Below are 25,433 nucleotides of genomic sequence, written 5' to 3' on the forward strand. Positions count from 1 at the left end.
CACGAGGTCAGGTCGACCCCGATCCAGGCATCGTACGTGAAGGGGCTGCAAATCTCATCTGCTGTCGAAATGCAGCCGCCGCGATACACCATCTTGTGGGGCGTCGCTGACGCGGATCGGTCGGCGGCAGCGGGGGGCTCGACTAGCCTGGTCGCGTCGAACCTTTATGTCGCAAGCAGGTCGCTGACGGGCGTTGATAATGGATTTGGTGTCCAGGCGGATTGTGCTCGCTGCCCCGTGCATCGGAGCGCTCGCTATAACCGTGGCGGCAGGTGCATCAGCCGCGACGACGCCCAGCACCCTTGCCAACTTGCCGGCCTGGATGGGCCTGGCGTCCGCACAGGGCGCAAGCTGGGCAGTGCTGGCAGGCTCCGGAGCAATCTCGTCCGGTATGGTCGGCTATGCAAAGGCTGATACGGTGCTCGCGACACCCGAACCTCTGTTCGAAGCGGCATCTCTGTCCAAGGTGGTTCTGGCGGTCGCGGTTCATGACATAGTGGGGGAGGGCCTGATCGATCTGGATCGACCAGTGGCCGAGCATGTCGCGTCCACCGACGATGGCGTGACGGGGTCGATCACGCCTCGCTACCTGCTCTCTCACTCCAGCGGCCCGCCTAACTGGCGCGACGAAGCGAGCGAGCCGCTAACAAGCGCGTTCGCCCCCGGCATCCGTTTCCGCTACGCTGCCTTGGCCTGGCTGAAGCGACCTCTGCCGGCCCATTGGGCTCCGTTCGCGACATCAGGGTAGCCGTGTTGGGGTTGCAGCCCTATCCATCAGTGCTTCGTAGTCCGTTCCGACCGTCAATGCACATGAACGGGCGTCAGCGTCTGGCTATGAACGAGAGGCTCTTAGTGGCCGGATGTGGGCCTAGCATTACCTAGTGGTCCAAAGGTCAGTCTTAATCTTCGGCCCAGCGCCTGAGCAGGTTGGACTGCGTCTTTGCCAGCAAGTCCAGTTCGGGCGTCTTGCCAAGGCGGTCGAACAGGACGTGCCGTGCGGTTTCCAGATCGAACAGGAGTTCGCGGGCATCGGCATCGCGGATCAAGCTGCGTACCCAGGTTACGGCGGCGAGGCGCTCGCCGGATACGACTGGCGCGACGCGGTGCAGCGCCGTCGTCGGATAGACCACTGCATCGCCTGCCGCGAGTTTCACGTCCTGTTCGCCCGCCGCGGACTCGATCACCAGTTCGCCGCCTTCGTACGTGTCGGGCTCTGACAGGAATATCGTAACCGACACGTCGGTGCGCATGCCGCCCATGATCGCGTCGTCGACATGGCTGCCATAGGCCATGCCAGGTTCGTAGCGGCTGAACAGCGGCGGGCGAACCACGTGCGGTCGTGTGGCCATCCGGAACAACGGGTTCGCGAGCAACCGGTCGACCACCAAGTCCTGCATGTCGGCCAACAGCGGGTCGGCGCGGTCGACCTGCTCGTTGCTCTTGACCGGGCGGGCTTCGCGACCAGCGGTCCGGCGCCCATCGACATAACGCGTCTTGCCGAGATTATCTCGCAACGACTGGAGATTGTTGGCGTCCAGAACGTTGGCAATCATGATCAACATCAAGTTTCTCGTCGCGTCGGCGTGACGTCGGGACGGGTCCCTATCAGTCCAAGGCCATGTGGCCAACGCATTGGCGAGTAAGGAATTAGTATGCGTATGAAATTGTGGATGGGCGTTGGCGCCTTCGTCGTCGCGCAATCCGGTCAGGGGATCCTGACCGAAGCGGCAGCCAAACCTCTGGCGCCGTCCGTCGACCAGGTCGGCGAAGGCGGCGAGAACGAGCGCGGCGAGGGTGAGGGTGAAGGTGAGGGGCGACACGTCGTGCGCTCGACCAAGTCGCGCCACGTCGTCCGCAATCCCCGTCGCGCACGTGCCGCGCAACAGCATGCGGGCCAGCGCGGCGAAGGCGAATATGAAGGTGGCGAGAACGAAGCTGGTGAAGGCGAGGGCGAACGCTGATTCTCGGTCAAAAACGAGGAGGAGCCAGTCTGGGATCACGCGCACACTCACATGGGCCGTGGCGGCGATAAAACAGTATACCTGGTTAAAAAGCGAGATCGTCTCGCACCGGCTGATTCTGGACTCGAGCGTCTTTAATGCGGTTAAAACGCCGGGAACGGTGCTGGCGGCATCGTAAGCACAGGCGCTACCCAGCCGCTCCGCCTTGCTGACAACGGCACGTCCCTGAAACCGGTGGCCGGGCGGGCTGATGGTCACCTCATGCGCGCTTAAGTTCAACCGTTCGTCGTTCGTTGGACCCGCATCGTGCGGTGAGGTCTCCTGCAAAAAACGATTGTCGTCGGGCAAATCGGATGATCGGTCGTCGTCCCCGGCTGACCGTTTGCATCGAAACACTACATTGTCACGGTTCGCCGTCACTATCGGTAAGGGCTACGATGACGTGCCCCGCCGGGTCGGGATCGTGGTCGATCAACCAGTCACGGGTTTCCTGGCCATTTACGTCGGCCGTCTACTGCTATCCCCTTCCATGCGGACCAGTATAATTTCTCGTCCCAGCGCCTGTGCGGTCGCTGTTCGCGCATCGCCAACGTCAGGTGTTCAGGACGAGTATCGACGCCGATCCTTGCCGAGTTACGGTTGCTACCTCCGGTTCGTGGCCAGTTTCCCGTGCTGTAGGATCGGCGAGGCTGTCGGGTTGCGACGACTCAAAAGAGTTGAAATTTCTATAAATTTAGACGTCTTCGATTGCGGTCACTTGTGGCGCAGTTCCACCATCGCGACGTCTTGCTCGCGCATTGGTAGCGTCAGTCGAAAAGGCTTTCCTGCGCGGACATGAATAGTGCTGATAAGCGGGGCGTCGGTCGTAACGCTTTGCAGTTTTTGCAGCTGCGCATCAGTCAGCTTGGCGGGGCTGCCCATTTCCAGGTAGGTCGAATACGCGTCGTTCTGCTGAAAGCCGGTGCGCCGCGTCCGTAGCTGGTATGATCCCGGCTTTAATCCTGTCAGGTCGAGCGTGAGCGGCGTGGTCAGTGCAGGCTTGCGCAGCTTGGTAAAGAACGGGCGATTGCTGACGGGCTGATTTGGCAACACCGCTCGCCAGGCCAGTACCTGCAATGTTCCATCCTTCAATGCGGCGATGGTCTGATCATCGCCGGTGGGCAATTCACGGTCGCCGAGATCCGCCAGATACTTGTACGCGAACCACGATGCCTTGCGCACGCCTTGCGGCGTCATCAGTCCGAAGCCGCCCTCGAACGGTCGGGCTTGTGGGCCCGGCTCTTCGAACAAGTCGCTGTAAGTCCAGTAACTCATGCCCTGCGCCAGTCCCTCGGTGCGACGGAGCTTCGACAAGATGTACGCAGCGCTCAGATAATCATCGTGAATGGGATCGCGCGGATTGTAGCTGGTACTCCATTCGGTGAAAAAGAGCGGAAGGCTGGATCGCCCGGCTGCTTCCATTTCCTTGCGAACCTTACGCACGTCCTGAACAATAGCATCCGGATTACGCGAGAGTTTGTTGTCGCCCTCACCCTTTTCGTCCAGAAAACCGCCTTCGACGCCGTAGGTATGCGTCGTGATGAAGTCGACCGGAACGCTGTTCGTCTTGGCGTATGCGAGAAATTCGGGGATCCATGCCGCGCCCGCGGTCGATGGTCCACCGATGCGCAGCTGCGGGTCGATCGCCTTGATCGTGCGCGCCGTCCGGGCATAATAATCGAAATACGCCTGCTGGTCCGCTTTCTCCCAGAAACCGTCGAGGTTCGGCTCGTTCCAGAATTCGAAATACCAACTGCGCACCTCCTTCGCCCCATAGCGTGACACCGCATGGCGAACGAACGCATCGACCAAAGCCGTCCATTTTGCGGGCTCTGGGTGTGAGGTATTGCCCTTCCAGTAAAAGAGCGTTTGGTCGGATTGTTTCATGCCGTCGGGCGTGAAGCCGAGTTCCACAAACGGCTTCAAGTCCATCTTCAACAAATTATCATACAGATAATCAATACGACGCCAGTCATAGACGGGCTTGCCGGCAACTTCCCGATACACATGCAGTTGATCGGCAAAGATGTTGTGGAAGCGAATATGTCGGAAGCGAAGTTCCTTCTGCACCGTTCGCAGTTGCTCCAGACTATCATGACGGATGAGCGTGCCCGGATAATCCGCGCCGATGGACATTTCCGCCATTCGATTTCGCGGTTGGGTTTTACCCTGAACGTTGACCGCAATGACGTGGGGTGCCGTCTTTTGCGCGCTCGCGTCACTTGGAACTGAGACGCCCAGAACGATCCCGGTTGCCAATGCGGATGCCCGTGCTGCGTACCGAAAATGCATTCTGTGCTACCCCGCTGAAGCGGTCGACGTACGATGATAGCCTTATCAAGGCAATTCCATGCGGTTCGCCTGGTTCGAACCACATAATGCCGAGGTCGGTGCCGGAACAAGAGCCTGCCGTTTCCGGGGGAATGCCGGGGCGGCGAAGCAGGCCCGGTAATATCCAGGCCACGGCTCGTGGCTCGACAGGCGAAATTTGGAGCGATGGCAGCGAGATGAGGGGTAATTGCGACGAAGCCGCGCTCTTGCGGCTGTCCAAGGGATCTCATCACGGCGGCGGAGCAGGCTGCATAAAAGATGACGTATTATTCAATTGTCCTATAATAGTGTTAGGGCTAACGCCGGCGTAGAAGCATCGTGACGAGAAGATGCAGCTAGAGGATGTGGCGTCCCAAAGGGTGTCGCATAATGGGGGGGGATTTATGAGCGTTTTCACTACCGATTCCGGTCGACGTTGGCATGCCGCAGCCGCAATGCGCGCTAGTGTGTCCTTGGCAGCGCTGCTCGCTGCCGGCGTTAGCGGCAATGCCTGGGCACAGGCCGCTACGCAGGCCATATCGCCGAACACGACGCAGGCAGCAGCACCGGGACAGGGTCCCGGCGATCCGGCCGCTGACCAGGGCGATGGTGACATCGTCGTCACCGGCCGTCGCGCCGCACTGGAGGCGGCGGATGAGCGCAAGCGTCGCAGCGAGACGATCGTCGACTCGATCGTGGCCGACGATGCCGGCAAGCTTCCCGACAACTCGATCACCGAGGTTCTTCAGCGTGTCTCGGGCGTGTCGATCGTGCGCTTTGCAGCACTCGGCGATCCCGATCACTATTCCGTCCAGGGTTCGGGCGTGCAGGTCCGCGGCCTGACCGGCGTGGCATCGCGTCTCAACGGCCGTGAGATCTTCAGCGCGAACAACGGCCGCGCGATCCTGTGGAGCGACGTGACGCCCGAGCTGATGTCGGCGGTCGACGTCTACAAGGCATCGACGGCGGACCTGATCGAGGGCGGCACCGGCGGTCAGATCGATCTGCGTACCAAGCTGCCGTTCGACTTCAACGGCAAGTTCCACATCGCGGGCACCGGGGAGCTCGCGCTCGGCGACATGGCGAACAAGGCCGATCCTTCGGGCTCCGTGCTGGTCACCGACTCGTTCGATACGCCGATCGGCCGGATCGGCCTGCTCGGCGACGTCGCGTTCAGCCAGTTCAGCTCGCTGTCGCAGTTCATCCGCGTCAGCCCCTATTTCAAGACGAAGCTCGGCGATGGCAGCGAGCGGTACGTCCCCAGCGGCTTCGCGTATGGCGACGAGGCGTTCCAGTACAAGCGCTATGGCATCTACGGTGCGGCGCAGTGGCAGCCGGTCGACTCGCTGACCTTCACCGGTAGCTTCTTCCAGTCGCGCTACAAGAGCCAGTCGAGCGACTACGGTACGCAGCTCGATTCGCAGACGCTGGCGGTCGATCCGGCGAGCAGCACGTTCGACAGCAACGGCCTGCTAACCAAGACGAACGCACTGTTCAATCGCGATACGGGGACGTTCCTGCCTACCGGCGGCTCGGTCAACAGCAGCGGCAACAAGGGTTTCGTGGAGAGCAATACGCGGACACGCGATTACTCGCTGTCGTTCGCGTGGGCGCCGGATGACAGTCATCTGTCGCTGAAGGGATCGCTGCAGCGTGTCGATTCACGCCAGATCTACGACCGCGTCGACATCTTCCGCGACATCGGGTTCGGCCAGAGTTTCGGGATGGACCTGACGGGCGACCTGCCGCAGATCACCGTCGGTCCGGCGACGCAGGCGTCTTTCGCCAATCCAGCGAATTATTTCTGGACGGCATCGATGCCGCACAACGAACGCAACAAGGGTCGGCTGGACGCCGGGCAGCTCGATGCCGAATACAAGTTCGACGACAGCTTCTTCCGGTCGGTCAAGGTCGGCGGCCGCTATGCAAAGCGGACTGAGCGCGACCTTGCGAACGGCTATAACTGGGCGGCGCTCGGCCGCGGGTGGAATGGCGATCCGCAGCTGACCTATGCCAACGCGGCACCGGGCGACGTCGCCAGCCACGCGTTCAAGGACTTCTTCCGCGGCGACACGACCCTGCCGGGCAACCTGATGTTCGCGTCGGAAAGTCTGGCGGACCGGTTCAACGTCAATCGCACCGGGTTGGTACAGTCGCCGCCGACGAACTTCTGTGGTCCCCCGACTATCGACGATGACAACAACCCGGCTACGCCGAACGTCTCCAATCCTCTCTGGAACGATTGCTCGTCCAAGGGCCCATTGCCGGCCACTGGCTATGGCGGCCTTTCTGGGATCCGAGCACCGGGCTTCGTCCTCCCAGGCGACGAGGTGCAAAATCGTACCAAGAACATCGCGGGCTATGCGCTGGTGCGGTTCGGGCCCCAGGGGGATGCTCGTGGCATCTCCGGTAACGTAGGTGTGCGGGTCGTGCACATCGAGAACGAGGGCAGCGGGTTCATCCAGCAGAATGGCGGCACTGTCTTTATCCGCAACGGCGCTCAGGTTTCGCTCGCGAACACCTTCCTAGCGCGCGGCGGCAAGGCGGACTTCACGCGCGTTCTGCCGTCGGTCAATATCGAATATGCGCCGACCGACCGGATCAAGGTGCGCGGCGGGTACAACATCACGATGGATCTGCCGACCTTCAACGCGCTGCGCGCCTCGGGGTCGATCGGCGTGGCGACGACGCCCAGCCAGACTCCGGGCGGTATCGGGACGTTCAACAACTTCACCGCAGACACCGGCAATCCGTTGCTGAAGCCGACGCTGTCGAACAACTTCGACGTCTCGCTCGAATATTACGGACGTGCGGGGACGTCGTTCCACATCGCACCGTTCTACAAGCGGCTGACCAACCTCCCAATCTATGCGCTGACGACCCGGCAGGTCACCGTCCAGTTCACCGACGGGACGACGGAGAACGTCTCGGCGTCTGCGACCGACTATAGCAACGCTACCAAGGCGGCGACGGTCAAGGGCGTCGAAGTCGGGGGACGCTTCTTCTTCGACATGCTGCCGGGCGCGCTTGCCGGTATCGGGTTCGAGGGCAACTACACGTTCATCAAGAGCAGCAATCCGGGCGATGCCTACCGCGATATCACCGGTGCCAGCAGGAACGATGCGCCGCTCGTGGGCCTGTCGAAGCACAACCTGAACGCGACTTTGCTTTACGAGCGTAACCCGATCTCGTTGCGGATCGCGTACTCGTGGCGCTCGCAATATCTGCTGTCGACGAACAGCAACGGCACGAACGGTACGTACACCTATTACAGCGCGCCGGGCGTCGTCAGCAATCAAGATGGCGGCCTCGATCCCACCACCCAGATCGCGCTGCCGATCTATGGCGGCAACTACGGGTCGATCGATGCCGGCGTCCGCTTCAAGGTGACCGACTATCTGTCGTTCGGCGTGCAGGGGACCAACCTGACCGCGTCGACGCAGCGCACGCTGATGGGGGGCTACCCTGGCGGCAAGCTGGTCGGGCGTAGCTGGTTCCAGGCCGATCGTCGTATCAGCACTGGTATCAACCTCGCCTTCTAACGATGATACGCTGCTCGCCGACACGGTGTCGGCGAGCAGCAAAGCGAGGCTGCAATGGGCAAGCGGATATTGATCGTGGGCGGTGGCACCGCCGGGTGGCTGACCGCGGGCTATCTCGCCAAGCGGCTTGGCGCGGACCTGCCGGGCGGCGTCGCGATCACGCTTGTCGAGTCGCGAGACATTGGGATCCTTGGCGTCGGTGAGGGGACGTTCCCGACGATCCGGCGAACGCTGGCGACGATCGGGATCGACGAGGCCGACCTGATCCGTCGTTGCGGTGCGACGTTCAAGCAGGGTGCCAAGTTCGTGCACTGGCGCCACGCGCCGGGGCAGGGGGCGACCGATCACTACTCGCATCCCTTCCAGGTCGCGGATTCAAGCGATGGCCTCGACCTGCTGCCGTATTGGCTGCTGGGGCATGGCGGTCCGGAGAATTGGGACGAGGTCTCCAATCCGCAGAAAAAAGCCTCCGACCAGCATCGCGCACCCAAATTGCCGACCAATCCCGATTATGTCGGGCCGCTCAACTACGCGTTCCACTTCGACGCCGTCGCGCTGGCCGGTCTGTTGCGCGAGCAGGGCGTGAAGAACGGCGTCCGGCACCTGACCGACACCGTGAGCGAGGTGCTGCTCGATGCCGAGGGTGCGATCGGCGGCGTGCGCACCGAGCGGAACGGCGTTCTGGACGCGGATCTTTATATCGACTGCACCGGCTTTCGCGCCGAACTGATCGGCAAGGCGATGAAGGTTCCGTATCGCTCGTGCCGGGACGTCCTGTTCTGCGATCGCGCGATCGCGGCGCAGCTACCCTATGCGCGGCCCGACGATCCGATCGCCTCCTACACGATATCGACCGCGCAGAAGAACGGATGGATCTGGGATATCGGGCTCGATCGCCGGCGGGGCATCGGCCATGTCTACTCGTCCGATCATGGCGACGACGAGACGGCGGAGCGCGTCCTGCGGGACTATCTCGGCGCGGCGGGTGAAAAGGCCGATGTGCGCCATTTCAAGTTCGATGCCGGCTACCGCGAGGTCAACTGGTACAAGAACTGCGTCGCGGTCGGGCTGTCGAGTGGTTTCTTCGAGCCTCTCGAAGCGACCGGCATCGCGTTTGCAGAGGTGTCGGCGGGAATGATCGCCAACCTGTTCCCGTGGGGCGGCGATTACGAGACGTCCGCGCGTCAGTTCAACGCGAACATGCTCCGCCGCTACGAGCGCGCGCGCGATTTCATCAAGCTCCATTATTGCATCTCGGAACGGCGCGACACGGCGTTCTGGCGCGATAACGTGGCCGACGCGTCGGTGCCCGACAGCTTGCTGGCACTGCTAGACCGGTGGCGCTTCCGGCCGCCCAACGAGCTAGACATCGACGGCCAGGTCGACATCTTCACCGAGGCGAGCTGGCAGTATGTGCTGTACGGCATGGGGTGGAAGACGGACCTGAGCGCGAAGGCCGGTGCCCTGCGCTATCACGAGGATGCGCGGCGCGCGTTCGCCGAGGTACAGCGTCAGGCGCGCTACGCGATCGCCAACCTCCCGTCGAACCGGGACCTTGTCGCGTACGCTCAGACCCACAGCTTTGGTGCGCGGGCCGCGGCATGACCAGCGACGGTGCCGCCCGAGTCACGAAGGTCGTCATCGTCGGCGGTGGCACGGCCGGCTGGATGACCGCCGCTGCGCTGTCGCGGCTAGTGCCGAGCGGCGTATCGGTCACACTCGTCGAATCCGAGGAGATCGGCACCGTCGGCGTCGGCGAGGCGACGATCCCGCCGCTGCTCGACTTCAACCGCATGCTGGGGATCGACGAAGACGCGTTCGTCCGCGCGACCGGCGCGACGTTCAAGCTGGGGATCGAGTTTCGCGACTGGGCTCGGCTCGGCGACGCGTATCTGCATCCGTTCGGTACGCATGGCCGTGATATCGGCGGGGTGCAGTTCCATCAGCTCTGGCTCCGTCAGGCCGCGTTGGGCAACCCCGATCCGGGACCGATCGGCGACTATTGCCTGTCGGCGGTCGCGGCGCGTCGCGGGCGGTTCACCCGGCCGAGCGCCAATCCCGAGTCGGTCCTGTCGACCTTGTTCTACGCGTTCCACTTCGATGCCGCCTTGTACGGGAAGTTCTTGCGCGACATGGCGGAGCAGGACGGCGTGGTTCGCGTCGAGGGTCGCGTGGTCGCGGTCGAGAGGGACGCGGGGACGGGATTCATCGAGGCGGTGCGGCTCGAAGGCGATCGCCGCATCGACGGTGAATTGTTCATCGACTGCAGCGGTTTCCGATCGTTGCTGCTGGGCGGCGCGCTGGACGTTCCGTTCACGAGCTGGAAGCATTGGCTACCGTGCGACCGGGCCTGGGCGGTGCCGAGCCAGCGACAGGGAGGTCTGACCCCGTATACGCGCGCGACCGCCGATACCGCCGGATGGCGCTGGCGCATCCCGCTTCAGCACCGGGTCGGCAACGGGTACGTCTATTCCAGCGCACACATCGACGACGACGATGCAAGGCGGGCGCTTTTGGCGGGGTTGGAAGGGGAGGCGTTGGGCGAACCACGCCAGTTGCGCTTCGAGGCAGGTCGACGGGACCGGCTATGGGAGCGGAACTGCGTCGCGATCGGGCTCTCCGGCGGCTTTCTCGAGCCGCTCGAGTCCACCAGCATTCATTTGATCCAGTCGGGCATTACGCGACTGATGAGCCTGTTTCCCGACCTGGGGTTCGGCGTGACCGAGATCGACGAGTATAACCGCGTGATGCTGCGCGAATACGAACAGGTCCGCGATTTCATCATCCTGCATTATCACGCGACCGAGCGATCGGACTCGCCGTTCTGGGACCAGTGCCGGACGATGGCGATCCCGGCGTCGCTGTCGGCCAAGCTGGCGCTCTGGTCGGGGAAGGCGCGGGTGTTTCGCGAACAGGGGGAATTGTTCACCCCAGATGGCTGGATCGCGGTGCTGCTCGGCCAAGGCATCCGGCCGGCGTCGTTCGACCCCCTGGCCAGCGCGTTGCCGGCCGACGAGTCCGCGCGGTTCCTGGCGCATGTTCGGGACGTGATCGACAAGACAGCTGCGGCGATGCCGACGCACGAGGCGTTCATCGCCCAGAACTGCGCTGCACGAACGCACCAGGCGGCATGATCCCGTCGCGGCGGTGCACAGACGGACGGTTGGCTTGGGCAAAGCGGCTGCGCATCGTCGCGACGACGGCGTTGCTGCTGGCGTCCCTCGCAACGCCGGGGTCCGCCCGCGCGCCGGACGCGGTGGCGTATCGCTGGACCAACGTGACGGTCGGCGCGGGCGGGTATGCGCCCAACATCGTCTTCAGTGCGGTGGAGCGGGGGCTCGCCTATCTCCGGACCGACATGGGTGGCGCGTATCGCTGGGACGAAAAGATCGCGCGCTGGGTGCCGCTGCAGGACGGTAACGCGGTGCCGAGCTACATGGGTATCGAGAGCATCGCGCCCGATCCCCGCGATCCCGATGTTGTCTACATGGCGGCAGGGGTGGGTGCCAGCCAGCCCGCGGCAATTCTGCGATCCTCCGACCGGGGACGATCCTGGCGGATCACGCCCGTCCCGTTCGCGATGGGCGGCAACGAGGATGGTCGCGGGCTCGGCGAACGGCTCGCGATCGATCCCAACGTGACACGGCGACTGTTCTTCGGCTCGCGGCACGACGGCTTGTGGCGCAGCGACGATGCCGGCGCGACCTGGGCAAAGGTCGCGCGCTTTCCGGTCGCCGGGCTGGGACGCCCCGGTTTTCGCCGGACGCATGGCGGGGTCGCCTTCGTCGCGATCGATCCTACCAGCGGCGGGGCAGGCCGACCGTCCCGACGCGTGTGGGCCGGCGTTGCCGATCCGGGCGCCACGCATCTGTATCGGTCGGACGACGCCGGCGAGACGTGGGTCGCGGTGACGGGCCCGGCGCTGCTCGCGGCCAAGGGCGTCGTCGATCCGCGGGGCGTGCTGTGGGTCGGCTATGCGAGCGGGCTGGGGCCGAGCGGCATCGCGACCGGGGCGGTGTGGCGTTACGATCGCGACGGCACCGGCCGCGACGTGACCCCCGTCGCGTGGCGCGATACCGGGGCAGAGGGCGCATTCCTCGGCGTTGCGGTGTCCGCGATGTCGCCGGGAACCGTCGCGGTCAGTACCGTCGACCGCTACAAACACCGGGATTCACTCTGGATCAGCCGCGACGACGGCCGAAGCTGGGACGATGTCGGGCCGCGCAGCCGGCGCGACGTGTCGGCGACGCCGTTCCTGCTGCATGAGGGCAAGGGCGCCGATTTCGGCCACTGGATTTCCGGCCTTGCGATCGATCCGTTCGATCCTGATCATGTCGCCTACACGACCGGTGCGACGGTCTACGCGACCCGCGCGCTCAGGCGTTTGGGCGCGGTCGACTGGGCGCCCTGGACCCGCGGGATCGAACAGACGGCGATCATCACGCTTGCATCGCCGACCGGGGGCGCGCCGTTGATCTCGGGGTTCGGTGATCTCGCCGGTTTCGTACACGACGATCTCGACCGCTCGCCGCGGCCGACGTTCGTCGATCCGTACATGTCGAACACCAACACCATCGATTACGCCGGGATGGCGCCGAACGTCGTCGTCCGAAGCGGCAGCCTGTACCTGGACAGGCCGCGGGACGCGTCGATGGGGCGGTCGGAGGACGGCGGCCGCACCTGGACCGAGATCACCGTGCCGCCGATGGGCAACCCACCGCGGCGCGAGGATCTGAATGGCGATTGGCCGATCACCGTATCGGCCGACGGCACGACGATGGTCGTGGCGACCCCGGTCCCGCAGATGTCGCGCGACGCCGGCCGCCATTGGTCGATCGTCGCCGGGCTGCCGGGCAAGATCCGTGCGGTCGCCGACAAACGCGACCCAAGGATTTTCTATGCGATCGACGTCCTGCATGGGCGGGTGCTGGTGTCGCGCGATGCTGCAGCCAGTTTCTCCGTCGTCGCGGCACGAGGGCTGCCGGCCGATCTCAAGCCGGTCGGCCGGCAAGGTCGCGAAGCGCAGAGCAGCCTTGTGGCGGACCCCGACCGCACGGGAACGTTGTGGCTGCTGGCGGGCGAACGGCTGTTCCGGAGCATCGACGGCGGCGCAAGTTTCGCGCCCGCGCATGGTGAGTTGCGGGTCGAACTCTTCGGTCTCGGCCGGAACGGTGTGTTCGCGATAGGAACGCTCGCCGGTGTCCGGGGGGCATGGCGCTCGGTGGATCAAGGACGGTCCTGGGCGCGGATCGACGACGACGCGCATCGCTGGGGCGGCCGCTACCGCGTCATCTCCGGCGATCCCAGGCGCGAGGGGCGGGTCTATATCGGCACGGACGGCCGTGGCCTGTTCTACGGCGATCCGATCGCGGCGCGATAATCCGGCGCTCACGAACGCCCGGCATGCGTCGCTAGGGTCGGCTCGAAGGAGCGGATCGTCGAATGCTAGACCAGGCCGCGGCCTTCCAGCTTCAGGACGGGGACGAAACCCTCGCCGGGGTTGGCAGGCATCGTCAGGTGCAGCCCGCGTGCATCGCGGCGGTGCGCCACGCGGTTGCCGCCGAGTAACGTCACGCGCTCGACCACGCCGTCGGCGAAGCGGTTGCGTCCCAGCGCCTCGATCGTGACCTCGCCCTGCGGCCAGCCCAGGAACAGCGCGTAGAGCGCCCCCTTGTTGGTGGTGAAGCGCACGTCGCGCGACGTGAACACGCCCGAAGACTGTTCGTTCTGCATGCCGGCCTGGAGCTTGGTCGGGCCTTCGCCGTAGATGCGCCATGGCCGCGAACCGAAGATTGCCTCGTCGTTGACCGCGATCCAGCGGCTCATGCCGTCGAGGATCTTCTCCTCCTCGCCGTCGATCGATCCGTCGCCGGGCTGCGGGATCGAGAGCAGCAGGTTGCCGTTCTTCGACACGACGTCGGCAAGCCGCTGGATCACCTGCTCGGCGGTCTTGTAGCTCTTGTCGGTGAGCCGCGCGACGTTGTAGAACCAGTCACCGATGCACGTATCAGTCTGCCACGGCTCGTCCCACAGATGGTCGGTGAAGCCGCGCTCGACGTCCTGCACGAGGCCGAACCGTGCATAGGGCTTCAACTGCTTGGCAGTCAGTACGACGTCGATCTCGCCGTGCCACGCGATCGAGCGGTTATAGTAATCCGCCGCTGCCTGGAGTCCGATCGGGCCGAACGGCAGCTCGTAATCGTCGAAATAGCAGAAGTCGGGCTTGTACTTGTCGATCAGGTCGGTCTGGCGCAGCAGCCATTTGGCGGCATAGGACGGATCGTTCGGCGGCGGCGTTTCGATCCACTGGCCATCGTTCGCGTCGTGCCACGCGTTCATTGCCGCCACCGTGTCGATGCCGTTGGGCAGGACCGCGTGCGCGCCGGTGTAGAGATGTTGCGGGTCGAGCCCGTCCCACCACTTGCCGTGCCCGTCGGCGGTGCGCAGCGTGAACGCGTCGTAGCGCTGGCCCTTCAGCGGACCGGTCGGGTCATAGCCATAGGCGGTCTGATACCAGTGCCAGCTGTGTGCGGCATGGTTCGAGACGCCAAACTTGAGCCCGGCTTTCCGCGCGGCCTTTTCCCAGGTGCCGACGACATCACGCTTCGGCCCGACGCGGAGCGAATTCCAAGCGTGATAGCGGCTGTCGTAGCAGTCGAGATTGTCGTGGTGATTGGCGAGCGAGACGAAATATTTCGCCCCCGCCTTGGCATAGCGGGCGATCAGCGCGTCGGGATCCCAACGCTCCGCCGTCCAGCGGTTCATCACCTCCATCATCCCCGACTTGGTCGGATGACCGTACGTCTTGAGGTGATGTTCGTAGGCAGGGTGCCCCTGCATGTACATGAAGCGGCCGTACCAGTCGCCCTGCTCGGGCACCGACTGCGGCCCCCAATGCGACCACAGGCCGAGCTTCGCGTCGCGGAACCACTCGGGGTAGCGATAGTGATCGACCAGCGATTGCCAGGTCGGTTGCACCGGGCCCCGCGCCAGCCCCATCGGGCTCTGCGCTAGCGCATGTGTTGCGGGACCGAGTGCGGCGATCCCGGCGAGAACCGAACGGCGGCTGAGATCGATACTCACTTGGCTGCGACGGTCCGGCGGATCGCGGCGAGCGCCAGCGGGCGCATTACCGCATAGCCGGCGGGGGTCGGGTGGACGCCGTCGCTCGCCAGCCCCGGCTTCATCGCGCCCTCGGGCGTGGCAAGCACGGTGTAGTAATCGACATAGGTGAAGCCGTTCTTCGCCGCATAGGCCTTCAACCAGGTGTTGAGCGCGCGGATCTGCGGGACCGGCTGCTTGTCTTTGCTCCACGGGAAGGCGGCGGCGGGCGGGGTCGAGGCGATGATGACCTTGATGCCGTTCGCACGCGCGAGGTCGGCCATGCTGGCGATGTTGCCCTCGACGATCGCCATCGTCGAGGCGCCGGTGTTGCCGGCGATGTCGTTGGTGCCCGCCATGATGTGGACCGCACGCGGTTTCAGCGCGACCACGTCCTCGCGGAAGCGCACCAGCATCTGCGGCGTGGTCTGCCCGCTGATCCCGCGATCGACCAGCCCGCCGGTGAACAGCGCAGCATCCGCACCGATCCAGTTGTCGGTGATCGAATCGCCCATGAAGACCACGCGGACCGGCGTGTTCGAGGCCTTCAACTGTTCGTTCTGCGCACGGTAGCGGCACAGTTGGCCGAAGTCGCGCGTGAGCGAATGCAGCTTCCATGCCTCCCATCCGGCTCCATCGGTCGGCGACGGATGCGCAGGGCAGGGGGCCGCGACGATCCCGACCGGATCACCGGCATAGGGATCGCCCGGAACATTGGTCTGCGCAGCCGCCGGCAACGAGACCAACGCCAACGCCGCAATGGCGATGCCGCGCATCACTTCCCCGCGCATCACTTAGCCGAGACGATCTGGACCAGCGACGCGGCGTCCTGCCCGGTCGGCAGCTTGCCCGATGCGGTGAGCCTCCGGGTCTTGTCGTCCCAGCGCAGCATTGCCTTGCGCCCGCCCTTGGTCCGATAGTCGTTGGTCACGCCGTCATCGTCGTACAGCGCGAAGTTGGCATCTGCGCCCGGATACACGCGGATGCTCTCCAAGGCCTGGGCCGTCGCCGTGCTCGGCACCTGGACGCCCATCGGTATGATCGACCCGGCGCGCACGAACAGCGGGATCTTGTCGATCGGCGCATTCGCGGTGACGGTCTGGCCGCCGGTGAACCGCTGGTTGGTCCAGTAATCATACCATTCGGCACCGGCCGGCAGATAGACCTGGCGGCTGGTCTTGCCCTGTTCGGTGACGGGCGCGACCAGGAAGGCGGGACCGAACATATATTCGTCGCCCATGTCGGCGACGTTGGGATCGTTCGGGAAATCCATGAACAGCGCGCGCATCATCGGCGCATTGCTCTCGTACGTATGGCGCCCGAGCGAATAGATATACGGCATCAGCGAGTAGCGCAGCTTCAGGAAGTTCGCGAGGACCGGCTCGGCCGCGGTGCCGTACTGCCAGATTGCGGTGGCCGGCCGCTGGCCGTGGATCCGCAATGTCGGCGTGAACACGCTGTAGCCGAACCAGCGCGTGAACAACTCGGGATAATCCGCGTAGTCGGGCGCCATCGCGGTCGCGCCCGCTGGATCGAGCAGCACGGGGCGGGTCGCCTTGGGTCCGTTGGGCCACTGCCACCCGCCGATGTCGCTGCCCCAATAGGCCATGCCGCTCGCGGTGAAGCCGAGCCCGGCGGGCACTTGGCGGTGCAGCGCCTCCCAGGTCGACTTGATGTCCGACGACCAGAACAGCCCGCCGTTGCGCTGTGCGCCGAGATAGGCCGCGCGCGACAGGATCAGGTTGCGCATCGTGGGGCGATCCTTCGCCGAACCGTCCGCCACGCTCATCGTGTGGAGCAGCGGGAAGACGTTGTGATAACGGTCGCCCGAACCGATCGAATAGAAGCTGCCATCGGGCACCAGATCGGGCTCGGTCTCGTCGAGCCAGAACCAGTCGAAGCCCTGGCTGGCGATGTTGTCGCGGATCCGGTCCCAGAACCAGTGGCGCGCATCGGGGTTGGTGCTGTCGAGCAACGCGCCCGCGCGGTCCGACCGGATCGGCAGGCCGTCGACGACGTTGCCGTCCTTGTCCTTCAGCAACCAGCCCTTGGTCGACAACAGGTCGAAGTAGCGCGATTCCTTTTCGAACCGCGGCCAGACGCTGATGATCGAATGCATCCCCATCGACTTCAGCTTGTCGTTCATGCCCTTGGGATCGGGGAAGTAATTCCGGTCGATGTCGAGCTGGCCCATGCGCGACCAGTAGAACCAGTCGAGCACCATGATGTCGAGCGGCAGGCCGCGGCTGCGATACCCGTTGGCGACGTCGAGCAGTTCCTTCTCGGTCTCGTAGCGCGCCTTGCTCTGGATGAGGCCGAACGCGGCCTTTGGCGGCAGCGGCGTGGTGCCGGTCAGCGTGGCGTAGCCGGCATAGATTTCGTCGGTAGTAGCGCCGGTGATGACGAAGAACGAGACGCGCTCGCCGACTTCCGACTGCCAGTGCGTCGCGCTGTGCAGGCCGGGGGAGACGATTGTCGAGGACGGGTTGTCCCAGACGATACCGTAACCCTTGTTGGTGACCATGAACGGTACGCACACCGTCTCGCCCGCGGGCGCATCGTAATTGTGGCGGCAGTCGATCGTGCGGCCGCGCAGGTCGAGCTTGCCCTCCTGGTTCTGGCCCAGGCCGTAATAATGCTCGTCTGCGGGCGAGGCGAAGCTCGCGCCGACGCGGAACGTCTTCTCGCCGTTGACGGTGTGCGGCGCCATTTCCCAGCCGGTCATCTGCGTCAGCATCGAGCCATCGGGCTTGCGGATCGTCACCGACACGGGCGGCAGCGAGGGCGCGAAATAGCGCTCCATCTGCGACGGCGCCTTGGGCCAGGGCTTGGCGTCGACCGACAGCGACAGCGCGGACGAGGTGAAGACGTCGGCGCCTGCGTCGTTACGATGCGTCCAGCCGGCGGCATCGGGCTTTGCGTTGGGGCCATCGCCGGGGGGCGCGTCGACCTGGCCACGGTCGGTCGCGATCGTCACGCGGACGATGTTGGGGGCATAGGCCTCGACCGAAACGAGGCTGCCGTTGCGATCGACTGTCGCGATCGGTGCGGCAAAGGCGGTGGTGCCGAGCGTGGCGAGAGCGACACCAATAGCCAACCGTGCGACCAGGCGCGACGACCAACCCCGCGACGAGCGGTCTAGTCGTGACGTCTTGCCGGACTGATCGGACGGCTGCGTGACGACACGGGCTGGGGCAATATGCATTAAAATCCTCTCCACGGGCTTATGCCCTTACGGTAACGCGATCATGGCCGGAACGGCGATTTTGTCGTATAATTGCAGATACGGGAGATGGATCAACTGTATTTCCGTTGATCGTCGTACCCCGGGACTAGAAATCCGGGCGTAACCCGTTCGCTTTGCGCTCACGGAGAAGGATGCAGTCTTGGTTCGTATGAATAAGCTAATCGCGGGCGTGGCCCTTTCCGTGTCGTTGACCGGCGGTACCGCGTCGGCGCAGACCACGACCGAGGTTCCGCGGATCGTCAGCAAGGCGGGCCGGCATGCGCTGATCGTCGACGGTGCGCCGTTCCTGATGCTGGGCGCGCAGGTCAACAACAGCAGCAACTACGCGTCCGCGCTGCCGCAGGTGTGGCCCGTGCTCGACCGGATTCATGCGAACACCGTCGAGATCCCGATCGCGTGGCAGCAGGTCGAGCCGGTCGAGGGCAGATTCGACCTGAGCTTTCTCCAGACGCTGCTCGATCAGGCGCGGACGCACGACAAGCGCGTCGTGCTGCTCTGGTTCGGGACGTGGAAGAACACTTCGCCCGGCTACACGCCGGATTGGTTCAAGGCCGATAATCGCCGTTTTCCGCGGATGAAGATGAAGGACGGCACCGACCATTATGTCCATTCGCCGATGTTTCGCGCGACGCTGGAGGCGGACAAGCGCGCGTTCGTCGAGGTGATGACATATCTGAAGGCGCATGATCCTCAGAACACGGTGATCATGGTGCAGCCCGAGAACGAGGTGGGCAGCTATCGCTCGCCACGCGACTACGGCCCGCAGGCGAACGCGGTGTTTGCAAAGCCCGTGCCCGCCGCGCTGGCGAAGGCGTTGAAGAAGCCGGGCGGCAGCTGGACGCAGATGTTCGGCGCGCAGGCCGACCGCGCGTTCAACACCTGGCACACGGCGCGTTTCGTCGACGAGATCGCCGCGGCGGGCAAGGCGATCAAGCCGCTGCCGATGTACGTCAACGCGTCGCTCGCCGGGCCCTCGAACGTGCCCGATCCGACCGGCGTCGCGAGCGGCGGACCGCAGCAGGACGTGCTGGATATCTGGAAGGCGGCGGCGCCTGCGATCGATTTCCAGGCGCCCGATATCTACGACCGCGATGCAGGCCATGTCGCGCTGTACCTCGACGCGTATGCGCGGCCCGACAATGCGCTGATGGTGCCCGAGATCGGCAATGCGAAGGAGTTTGCGCGGTTCTTCTATGCGGCGCTCGGGCGCGGTGCGATCGGCTATGCGCCGTTCGGCATGGATGACACCGGGTATTTCAACTATCCGCTCGGGGCGAAGGCGCTCGACGACGACACGGTCGACGCGATCGGGCTGAAATACGCGGTTCTATCGACGATGGCGCGCGACTGGGCGAAGATCGCGTACGAGCATCCGACCTGGGGGGCGGTCAAGCCCGACGAGAGCACGGGGCCGACCGCTCCCCAGTCTACCACCATGGGGAACTGGACGATCGCCACCAGCTACGGCGAATGGCAGTTCGGTCAGAAGGACTGGACCTGGATCAAGTCCGAGCCGCCCATTTGGGCGAAGCAGCCTGTGGGCGGCGTTGCGGTCGCACACCTGTCGCCGAACGAATTTCTCGTAGTCGGCGATCACGTCCGCCTGAACTTCGGGACGGCGAAGGATGGCCCGAAGAACGGTTCGGTATTCCGCGTCGAAGAAGGTCGCGTGGTCGACGGACGATGGGTGATGAGCCGCGTGTGGAACGGCGACCAGACCGACTACGGGATCAACCTCACCACGCCGGCCGTTCTCAAGGTGATCATGGGTAGTTACAAGTAACTGCGCCGGGCTCGACCGATATCAGGCAATGGGGAGGGCTCTATAGTGCTGCTCGCGATCGGTGTTCTCTCTTCGTCGTAGCGCATCGCGGATGCCATGAACCTGCACCGCGTCATGGCTTCGGGCTGCGCCGGAGAATTCGGTGTTGGCGCTGGAACACTGCGTTGGAAATTGAAAACCACGCTTGGATGTCCGCTATTGGGGCTTGGCGCCACACATCCGTACCCGCCGGGTAAGAATAGCCTTACTCCGCGCGTTATATCGTAGAATTTTCCATTCCCATTTCAGGGTCATCGGAAAAGAAAACTTAAAGGGCGTCTCAAGACCGGCTATTTGCGCCAAATCTTATGGCCGCAACACGTATGTTCCAATAATGGCTTAACCACGTTTCCACCACAAAGTGGTGGTTGGTGACCCCTACGGGAATCGAACCCGTGCTTCAGCCGTGAAAGGGCCGCGTCCTAACCGCTAGACGAAGGGGCCTGCGTGGTGGAGGCCGACTAAGGGGAAGGGGGCGGGGCGTCAAGCGTTTCGGTACAAGAATTTAGTCCGCCCATGCCGCGTCCTCGACATGGAGTTCCGCCGACGGCCGCGAGGACCAGTCGTCGATCTTCGCACGACCGGCGAGCCAGAGCTTGCGGTGGGGGGCGGCACCGAGCAGCGCCTGGCCCAGTGCGCTCTCGGCGGCGCGGAATGCCATCGCCTTGATGCTGCGGCCGTCGTCGCCTGTGACGATCGTGCGGACGTGGCCGTTGCCGACCACGTCCGCCTTGATGACGCGGACCGGGCCCATCGCAACGCGGGGGGCCGGCCAGCCCATCCCGTAGGGGCCGCCGGCTTCCATCGACTCGACGAGGCCTGGGTTTACGCCGCCGGCTGCGAGGACCGCATCTAGCAGGAGCGCGCGGTCGCCATTCGAGCGTTCGACCGCGGCGGAGAGGCGCTCTTGGAGGAAGTCGGTGAAGGCGGGGATTGCTGCCTCGGCGATCGTCAGGCCGGCGGCCATCGCGTGGCCTCCGCCCGCCACGAGCAGGCCGTGTTCGCGTGCGGCCATCACCGCTGCGCCGAGGTCTACGCCGGGGATCGAGCGGCCGGAGCCCTTGCCGATGCCGTTCTCGTCGATCGCGATGACGATCGCGGGGCGGCCGAGCTTCTCCTTGAGGCGACCGGCGACGATGCCGATCACGCCGGGGTGCCAGCCGTGCCCGGCGACCACGGCGACTGCACGGTCGCGGCTGGAGAGGAGGTCGGCGGCCTCCTGTACCGCGGTTTCGATCGCGCGACGTTCTTCGTTGAGGCGGTCGAGTTCGGTGGCGATCTGGCGGGCTTCGTCGGGGTCCTGCGTGGTGAGCAGGCGGACGCCGAGGTCTGCGCGACCGACGCGGCCGCCGGCGTTGATGCGCGGGCCCAGCGCGAAGCCGAGGTCGGTGCAGGTCGGGTTGCGCGTCAGGCGCGAGGCCTCGATCAGCGCGGCGACGCCGATGTTCTTGCGCGCGCCCATGACCTTGAGACCCTGCGCGACGAACGCGCGGTTGAGGCCGCGGAGTTGTGCGACGTCGGCGACCGTTCCGAGCGCGACGATGTCGAGCAGGTCGATCAGTTTCGGCTCGGCGCGATCCTTGAAGAAGCCGCGGCCGCGGAGTGTGCGGACGAGTGCGGCGGCGGCGAGGAAGCACATGCCGACGGCGGCGAGGTGGCCGTGGGCCGCACCCTCGGTCTCGTCGAGACGGTTGGGGTTTACCAGCGCGAGCGCGTGCGGGAGCGCGGTCGAGCATTTGTGGTGGTCGATGACGATCACGTCGACCTGCGCGTCGCGGGCGGCATCGAGCGCGTCGAACGCCTGTGCGCCGCAGTCGACCGTGACGATCAGCGTAGCGCCTTCGCCGGCGAGGCGGACGAGCGCTTCGCCCGACGGGCCATAGCCTTCGAGCAGCCGGTCGGGGATGTAGGGGCGGGCTTCGATGCCGAGATCGCGCAGTACCAAGACCATCAGCGCGGCGGAGGTGGCGCCGTCGACGTCGTAATCGCCGAAGATCGCGACCTGTTCGTGCGCCTGTACCGCGTCGGCGAGGCGGTCGGCGGCGCGGTCCATGTCGCGGAAGATCGACGGGTCGGGCATGAATGCGCGGATCGACGGCGTGCGGTGCGCGTCGAGCGCGTCGCGGGGGCAGCCTCTGGCGAGGAGGAGCTGGGTGACGAGGTCGTCGCCCGACCCGTTGATACCGAAACCGTCCCGGCCGTCGGCGGCGAGTGCGCGCCAGCGCCAGGGTTGGCCGAGGATGGAAGAGGTTACGCCGAGAACTGTCATGCCTTGGACGTAGTGGTTGTGAGGGGATTGTCGAGCGGGGAGGGACGCGTGGTTAGGGCGATCTGGCAACCGCGTGCACCACTCGCGTCATGGTCTCCCGCGAAGGCGGGAGGCCAGTCTGCGTCCCCGCCTTCGCGGGGAAACAGTTTTGCGCGGACTGGCGGAATGTAAACTCTCCCCCCGTTCGTGCTGAGTAGCGACCGAGTAGCTTCGTAGAAGCGTATCGAGGGCGCGTATCGAAGCAGGGTTTCGTGCGCCAACCTGTCCTTCGATACGCCGTCTCGATACGCCGCCTGCGGCGCCTACTCGACGGCTACTCAGGACGAACGGGGAGGGGGGCGAGATAAGGAATCCACGCCGGGCGGATCCGCAACAGGGGAGGCGAGCGATGTTGGAGTCGGTCTACGCAACCCTCACTTCATCCACGGCCGCTCGCGAAACCACTTCGTCACGATATACTTAACGCCCTCAACCACCGGCATGCCCTCGTGCAGCGTCAGTCCGTTCGGCGTCCCATCCGGGTTCATGTTGTTCCACGCGAGCAGCATGCCGCGTTTCGGCGCGATCTTCACGCCGGCCTGCGGGAACCAGGTCGCACCGCCCTCGGGGACGTCGTTGAGGAACACCATCGCGGTCCAGGTGCGCTGGCCGCCCTGCTCCTGCATCTTGGCCCAATAGCTTTCGGACTCATGGAAATAATCATGGTGCGCGCGGAATTGCTGGCCGGGGGCGTAGCGCTGGCCCTGCATGGTCTCGCCGTGGAGCAGGTCGATCCCGAGCAATGTCGCGATCGCTTCGTCGGTCGGCTGCACCTCGGGCGACCAGCGATCCATGTCGCAGCTCTCGCTGGTGCGAAAATTGCTGTTCGGGCGATCGGACAGCAGCGTCGACGGACGCCGCTTCGAATCGATCACCGCGATCAGTCGCTTGCAGGTCGCGGGGTCGAGGAACTTGTCCTGATAATAGAACTGCACGGTGTCCATCGCGATGCGCTGCACCGCCGGATTGGCGTCGAGGCGCGCGGCGACCTGCGATCCGAAGGCCTGGCGAACTGCCGCGGCCGGATCGACCCTCTTGGCTTTTGAAAAGATACCCACGCCGTAGGATTTGGCGAACTCGCCCCGAAAGGCAAGAGGGGTAAACGCAAGAGCCCCGCGGCGATCTGGACCACCGCGGGGCTCTCCCCTGTTACTGCGTGACGGTAAGCTGGAGCCTACCAGAAGATGTCGTACACCGTGTCGACCACGCGGCCGCTGTCGAGATCGACCAGCAGCGCGTCGTTGTAATAGCGCACCCAGCGATACGGGCCGTACGCCTCGGGCAGGCGGTAGGTGTACGGGTCCTGGATCCAGTAATTTTGGTTGTAGAGGATGCTGTTCAGCGAGAAGCCGACGCCGAAGCGACGATAGCCCGAACCCCAGCCGCTCGGCGCGTAGTAGCGTGGGAGGCGGTACGCGCCGCGGTTGGATGCGCGGTAATTGCTCCAGGCATAGCGGTTGTCGTTACGCCAGCCACGGTTCCATGCGCCGCCTTGGTTGTAATGCCCCTGGTTGTAGCCGCCGCGACCATAGCCCTGGACGTTGCCGTAGGCGCGGTTGGGCTGGCGGTTCTGGTAGCCATCGCGGCCGCCGTTGCGCCAGTCGCCGCGGTTGTCGCCCCGGTTGTCATTGCGCCCGTCGTTGCGCCAATCGCCGCGTCCACCGTTGCGGTCGAACTGGCCGCGATCCGCTTGCTGGTTGCCGCGATCGAAACCGGGGCGTCCCTGGTCGCGGTTCCAGTCGGGGCGGTTCTGGCCGGCCTGCGGGTCGGGACGGTTTTGGCCGTTCCAGCCCTGACCGTTGCCACGCTGGCCGTTCCAAGCCTGTCGGTCGCCACGCTGTCCGCCGCGCTGCCCGTTCCAATCGGGACGGCCTTGACCATCGGGGCGGTCTTCGCGGACTTGCGGTTGCGTGCCGAGATCGGCGCGTTGCGGGCGCTGGCCTTGGTCGGGCGCGGCGGGGCGGTCGGGGCGCTGCTGCTGGAAGGGTTGTCCGTCCGGACGTGGGCCCCGATCGCCACGATCCTGACGCTGGCCGCGATCGGGGCGCTGGCCACGGTCACCGCGGTCCTGATCGACCTGTTGCGCGGTCGCGGTTGTTGCCATCATGGTTGCCGGCACCAACGCGGAAGCCGCCATCAAGAGTTTGAGAAACTTGCCCGTCATCGCCGTCGTCCTCGACTGCCGGCGCACGAGCCGGCTCCTATGATGTGTCGGGTCTAGACAATGCGGGGTGTGGGGAGGCTGAATGGGTTCGTCAGCGATTAGACAGGTTTAGTGCGGATACGTCGCTACGTCTCTGAAGCATCCACCCCGGCGAAGGCCGGGGCCCAATTGAGGGCGGAGAGTAACAAGGCGCGCGGCCAATTACCTCGGACGTTCCAATTGGGCCCCGGCCTTCGCCGGGGTGGTGGAAACCGCCGACGTGTTCATCGAGAACCTTGTTCTCCCGCGAAGGCGGGAACCCAGACTGGACTCCCGCCTTCGCGGGAGAACAAGCTTGGCTCTGGGGATCGCCTACCGCGCCGGCGGCGGCACCAGTGCCGGCACCAGCCGCGCCGAGTCCGCGGGATCGATCCCCGGGCGCGGTCCTGCCGGGATAACCTCTCCCTCGCGCATTGCCCGCCCGGCGCGTTGGATCGCCTCGATCACCCGCGGATACACCCCGCATCGGCACAGGTTCGTGATCTGCTCGCGGATCAACGCTTCGCTCGGGTCGGCATTGCGCTTCAACAAAGCCGCGGCGGCCATGATCATCCCCGGGATGCAGAACCCGCATTGCGACACCGACTCCGCGATAAACGCCAGTTGCACCGGATGATTGCGCTCCCTCGACAGTCCCTCGATCGTCGTGACGTACGCGCCTTCGATCGAGCCGATCGGCACCCGGCAACTCCGCACCGCGCGCCCATCAATATCGACCGTGCATGCGCCGCACTGCCCCGTGCCGCAGCCATATTTGGTCCCCGTCAGGTTCGACGCATCGCGCAGCGCCCACAGCAGCGGCGTCTCGTTGTCGAGCTTGTATTCGATCGGTTCGTTGTTGACGGTGAAGCGGCTCATGCCCGCCGTCCTAGCCCCGCAGGACGGATCGCACCACGCGGC

Annotated in this window: 16 protein-coding genes and 1 tRNA gene; 7 read left to right on the top strand and 10 right to left on the bottom strand. The window is 64.8% G+C overall.

What is annotated here, in order from left to right; translation table 11 throughout:
- Window positions 1-262 precede the first annotated feature (262 nt).
- On the top strand, window positions 263-748 hold the full coding sequence (locus tag C8J42_RS05455) for a serine hydrolase domain-containing protein (protein WP_243644134.1): 486 nt from the start codon (window positions 263-265) through the stop codon (window positions 746-748).
- Between the two features lie 151 nt (window positions 749-899).
- On the opposite strand, the gene C8J42_RS05460 is transcribed toward C8J42_RS05455, so the two are convergent.
- Window positions 900-1,562: a Fe2+-dependent dioxygenase gene (locus C8J42_RS05460; RefSeq protein WP_133019905.1), complete on the bottom strand. Its 663-nt coding sequence runs from the start codon at window positions 1,560-1,562 to the stop codon at window positions 900-902.
- Window positions 1,563-1,652: 90 nt separating this feature from the next.
- Here C8J42_RS05460 and C8J42_RS20040 point away from each other — a divergent pair, with 90 nt between their 5' ends.
- The gene (locus C8J42_RS20040) at window positions 1,653-1,961 is read left to right on the top strand and encodes a hypothetical protein (RefSeq protein ID WP_165895439.1); all 309 of its coding nucleotides are present in this window, start codon (window positions 1,653-1,655) and stop codon (window positions 1,959-1,961) included.
- A gap of 753 nt (window positions 1,962-2,714) precedes the next feature.
- On the opposite strand, the gene C8J42_RS05465 is transcribed toward C8J42_RS20040, so the two are convergent.
- The gene (locus C8J42_RS05465) at window positions 2,715-4,259 is read right to left on the bottom strand and encodes a cellulase family glycosylhydrolase (RefSeq protein WP_243644136.1); all 1,545 of its coding nucleotides are present in this window, start codon (window positions 4,257-4,259) and stop codon (window positions 2,715-2,717) included.
- Window positions 4,260-4,714: 455 nt separating this feature from the next.
- On the opposite strand from C8J42_RS05465, the gene C8J42_RS05470 reads away from it, so the two are divergent.
- The 4 genes from C8J42_RS05470 to C8J42_RS05485 are packed head-to-tail and all read left to right on the top strand — an operon-like array spanning window position 4,715 to window position 13,232.
- On the top strand, window positions 4,715-7,852 hold the full coding sequence (locus C8J42_RS05470) for a TonB-dependent receptor (RefSeq protein WP_165895441.1): 3,138 nt from the start codon (window positions 4,715-4,717) through the stop codon (window positions 7,850-7,852).
- Window positions 7,853-7,906: 54 nt separating this feature from the next.
- Window positions 7,907-9,457, top strand: coding sequence for a tryptophan halogenase family protein (locus C8J42_RS05475; protein ID WP_133019244.1), 1,551 nt, complete (start codon window positions 7,907-7,909; stop codon window positions 9,455-9,457).
- Complete coding sequence (locus C8J42_RS05480; RefSeq protein ID WP_133019245.1) at window positions 9,454-10,986, top strand: tryptophan halogenase family protein; 1,533 nt, start codon at window positions 9,454-9,456, stop codon at window positions 10,984-10,986. Before C8J42_RS05475 ends, C8J42_RS05480 begins: the two co-directional genes overlap by 4 nt.
- Window positions 10,983-13,232, top strand: coding sequence for a hypothetical protein (locus tag C8J42_RS05485; protein WP_243644138.1), 2,250 nt, complete (start codon window positions 10,983-10,985; stop codon window positions 13,230-13,232). The genes C8J42_RS05480 and C8J42_RS05485 overlap by 4 nt, the downstream gene beginning before the upstream one ends.
- Window positions 13,233-13,297: 65 nt before the next feature.
- Here the strand turns inward: C8J42_RS05485 and C8J42_RS05490 are convergent, their stop codons facing one another.
- Genes C8J42_RS05490 through C8J42_RS05500 form a run of 3 tightly spaced genes read right to left on the bottom strand, consistent with a single transcriptional unit; the run spans window position 13,298 to window position 18,158 of the window.
- A complete protein-coding gene (locus C8J42_RS05490; protein ID WP_243644271.1) occupies window positions 13,298-14,929 on the bottom strand; it encodes an alpha-L-fucosidase in 1,632 nt (543 codons plus the stop codon).
- Window positions 14,930-14,931: 2 nt separating this feature from the next.
- Window positions 14,932-15,729, bottom strand: a complete 798-nt coding sequence (locus C8J42_RS05495) for an SGNH/GDSL hydrolase family protein (RefSeq protein WP_207897076.1) — start codon at window positions 15,727-15,729, stop codon at window positions 14,932-14,934.
- A gap of 14 nt (window positions 15,730-15,743) precedes the next feature.
- Window positions 15,744-18,158, bottom strand: a complete 2,415-nt coding sequence (locus C8J42_RS05500) for a glycoside hydrolase family 31 protein (RefSeq protein WP_133019247.1) — start codon at window positions 18,156-18,158, stop codon at window positions 15,744-15,746.
- 190 nt (window positions 18,159-18,348) lie between these two features.
- Here C8J42_RS05500 and C8J42_RS05505 point away from each other — a divergent pair, with 190 nt between their 5' ends.
- The gene (locus C8J42_RS05505; protein ID WP_133019248.1) at window positions 18,349-19,983 is read left to right on the top strand and encodes a DUF5597 domain-containing protein; all 1,635 of its coding nucleotides are present in this window, start codon (window positions 18,349-18,351) and stop codon (window positions 19,981-19,983) included.
- Between the two features lie 408 nt (window positions 19,984-20,391).
- Here C8J42_RS05505 and C8J42_RS05515 read toward each other — a convergent pair.
- The 5 genes from C8J42_RS05515 to C8J42_RS05535 all read right to left on the bottom strand — a co-directional run bounded on the left by C8J42_RS05515 (window position 20,392) and on the right by C8J42_RS05535 (window position 25,391).
- Window positions 20,392-20,466 (bottom strand) — tRNA-Glu (locus tag C8J42_RS05515).
- A 61-nt stretch (window positions 20,467-20,527) separates the two neighbouring features.
- Entirely contained in the window at window positions 20,528-22,291 is a 1,764-nt protein-coding gene (recJ, locus tag C8J42_RS05520; RefSeq protein WP_133019249.1) for a single-stranded-DNA-specific exonuclease RecJ, read from the bottom strand.
- A gap of 413 nt (window positions 22,292-22,704) precedes the next feature.
- Window positions 22,705-23,388, bottom strand: a complete 684-nt coding sequence (locus tag C8J42_RS05525) for a 2OG-Fe(II) oxygenase (protein ID WP_133019250.1) — start codon at window positions 23,386-23,388, stop codon at window positions 22,705-22,707.
- A gap of 116 nt (window positions 23,389-23,504) precedes the next feature.
- Complete coding sequence (locus tag C8J42_RS05530) at window positions 23,505-24,494, bottom strand: RcnB family protein (protein WP_133019251.1); 990 nt, start codon at window positions 24,492-24,494, stop codon at window positions 23,505-23,507.
- Window positions 24,495-24,845: 351 nt separating this feature from the next.
- Window positions 24,846-25,391: a (2Fe-2S)-binding protein gene (locus tag C8J42_RS05535; protein ID WP_133019252.1), complete on the bottom strand. Its 546-nt coding sequence runs from the start codon at window positions 25,389-25,391 to the stop codon at window positions 24,846-24,848.
- Window positions 25,392-25,433 lie beyond the last annotated feature (42 nt).

Origin of the sequence: Sphingomonas sp. PP-CE-1A-559, assembly GCF_004340965.1 — a bacterium.
GTDB lineage: Bacteria > Pseudomonadota > Alphaproteobacteria > Sphingomonadales > Sphingomonadaceae > Sphingomonas.

Bases quoted from the DNA above. Each gene is read 5' to 3' on its own strand.
- C8J42_RS05460 (WP_133019905.1), bottom strand. From the start codon at position 1,562: ATGTTGATCATGATTGCCAACGTTCTGGACGCCAACAATCTCCAGTCG.
- C8J42_RS20040 (WP_165895439.1), top strand. From the start codon at position 1,653: ATGCGTATGAAATTGTGGATGGGCGTTGGCGCCTTCGTCGTCGCGCAA.
- C8J42_RS05470 (WP_165895441.1), top strand. From the start codon at position 4,715: ATGAGCGTTTTCACTACCGATTCCGGTCGACGTTGGCATGCCGCAGCC.
- C8J42_RS05475 (WP_133019244.1), top strand. From the start codon at position 7,907: ATGGGCAAGCGGATATTGATCGTGGGCGGTGGCACCGCCGGGTGGCTG.
- C8J42_RS05480 (WP_133019245.1), top strand. From the start codon at position 9,454: ATGACCAGCGACGGTGCCGCCCGAGTCACGAAGGTCGTCATCGTCGGC.
- C8J42_RS05485 (WP_243644138.1), top strand. From the start codon at position 10,983: ATGATCCCGTCGCGGCGGTGCACAGACGGACGGTTGGCTTGGGCAAAG.
- C8J42_RS05495 (WP_207897076.1), bottom strand. From the start codon at position 15,729: ATGCGCGGCATCGCCATTGCGGCGTTGGCGTTGGTCTCGTTGCCGGCG.
- C8J42_RS05500 (WP_133019247.1), bottom strand. From the start codon at position 18,158: ATGCATATTGCCCCAGCCCGTGTCGTCACGCAGCCGTCCGATCAGTCC.
- C8J42_RS05505 (WP_133019248.1), top strand. From the start codon at position 18,349: ATGAATAAGCTAATCGCGGGCGTGGCCCTTTCCGTGTCGTTGACCGGC.
- recJ (WP_133019249.1), bottom strand. From the start codon at position 22,291: ATGACAGTTCTCGGCGTAACCTCTTCCATCCTCGGCCAACCCTGGCGC.
- C8J42_RS05530 (WP_133019251.1), bottom strand. From the start codon at position 24,494: ATGACGGGCAAGTTTCTCAAACTCTTGATGGCGGCTTCCGCGTTGGTG.
- C8J42_RS05535 (WP_133019252.1), bottom strand. From the start codon at position 25,391: ATGAGCCGCTTCACCGTCAACAACGAACCGATCGAATACAAGCTCGAC.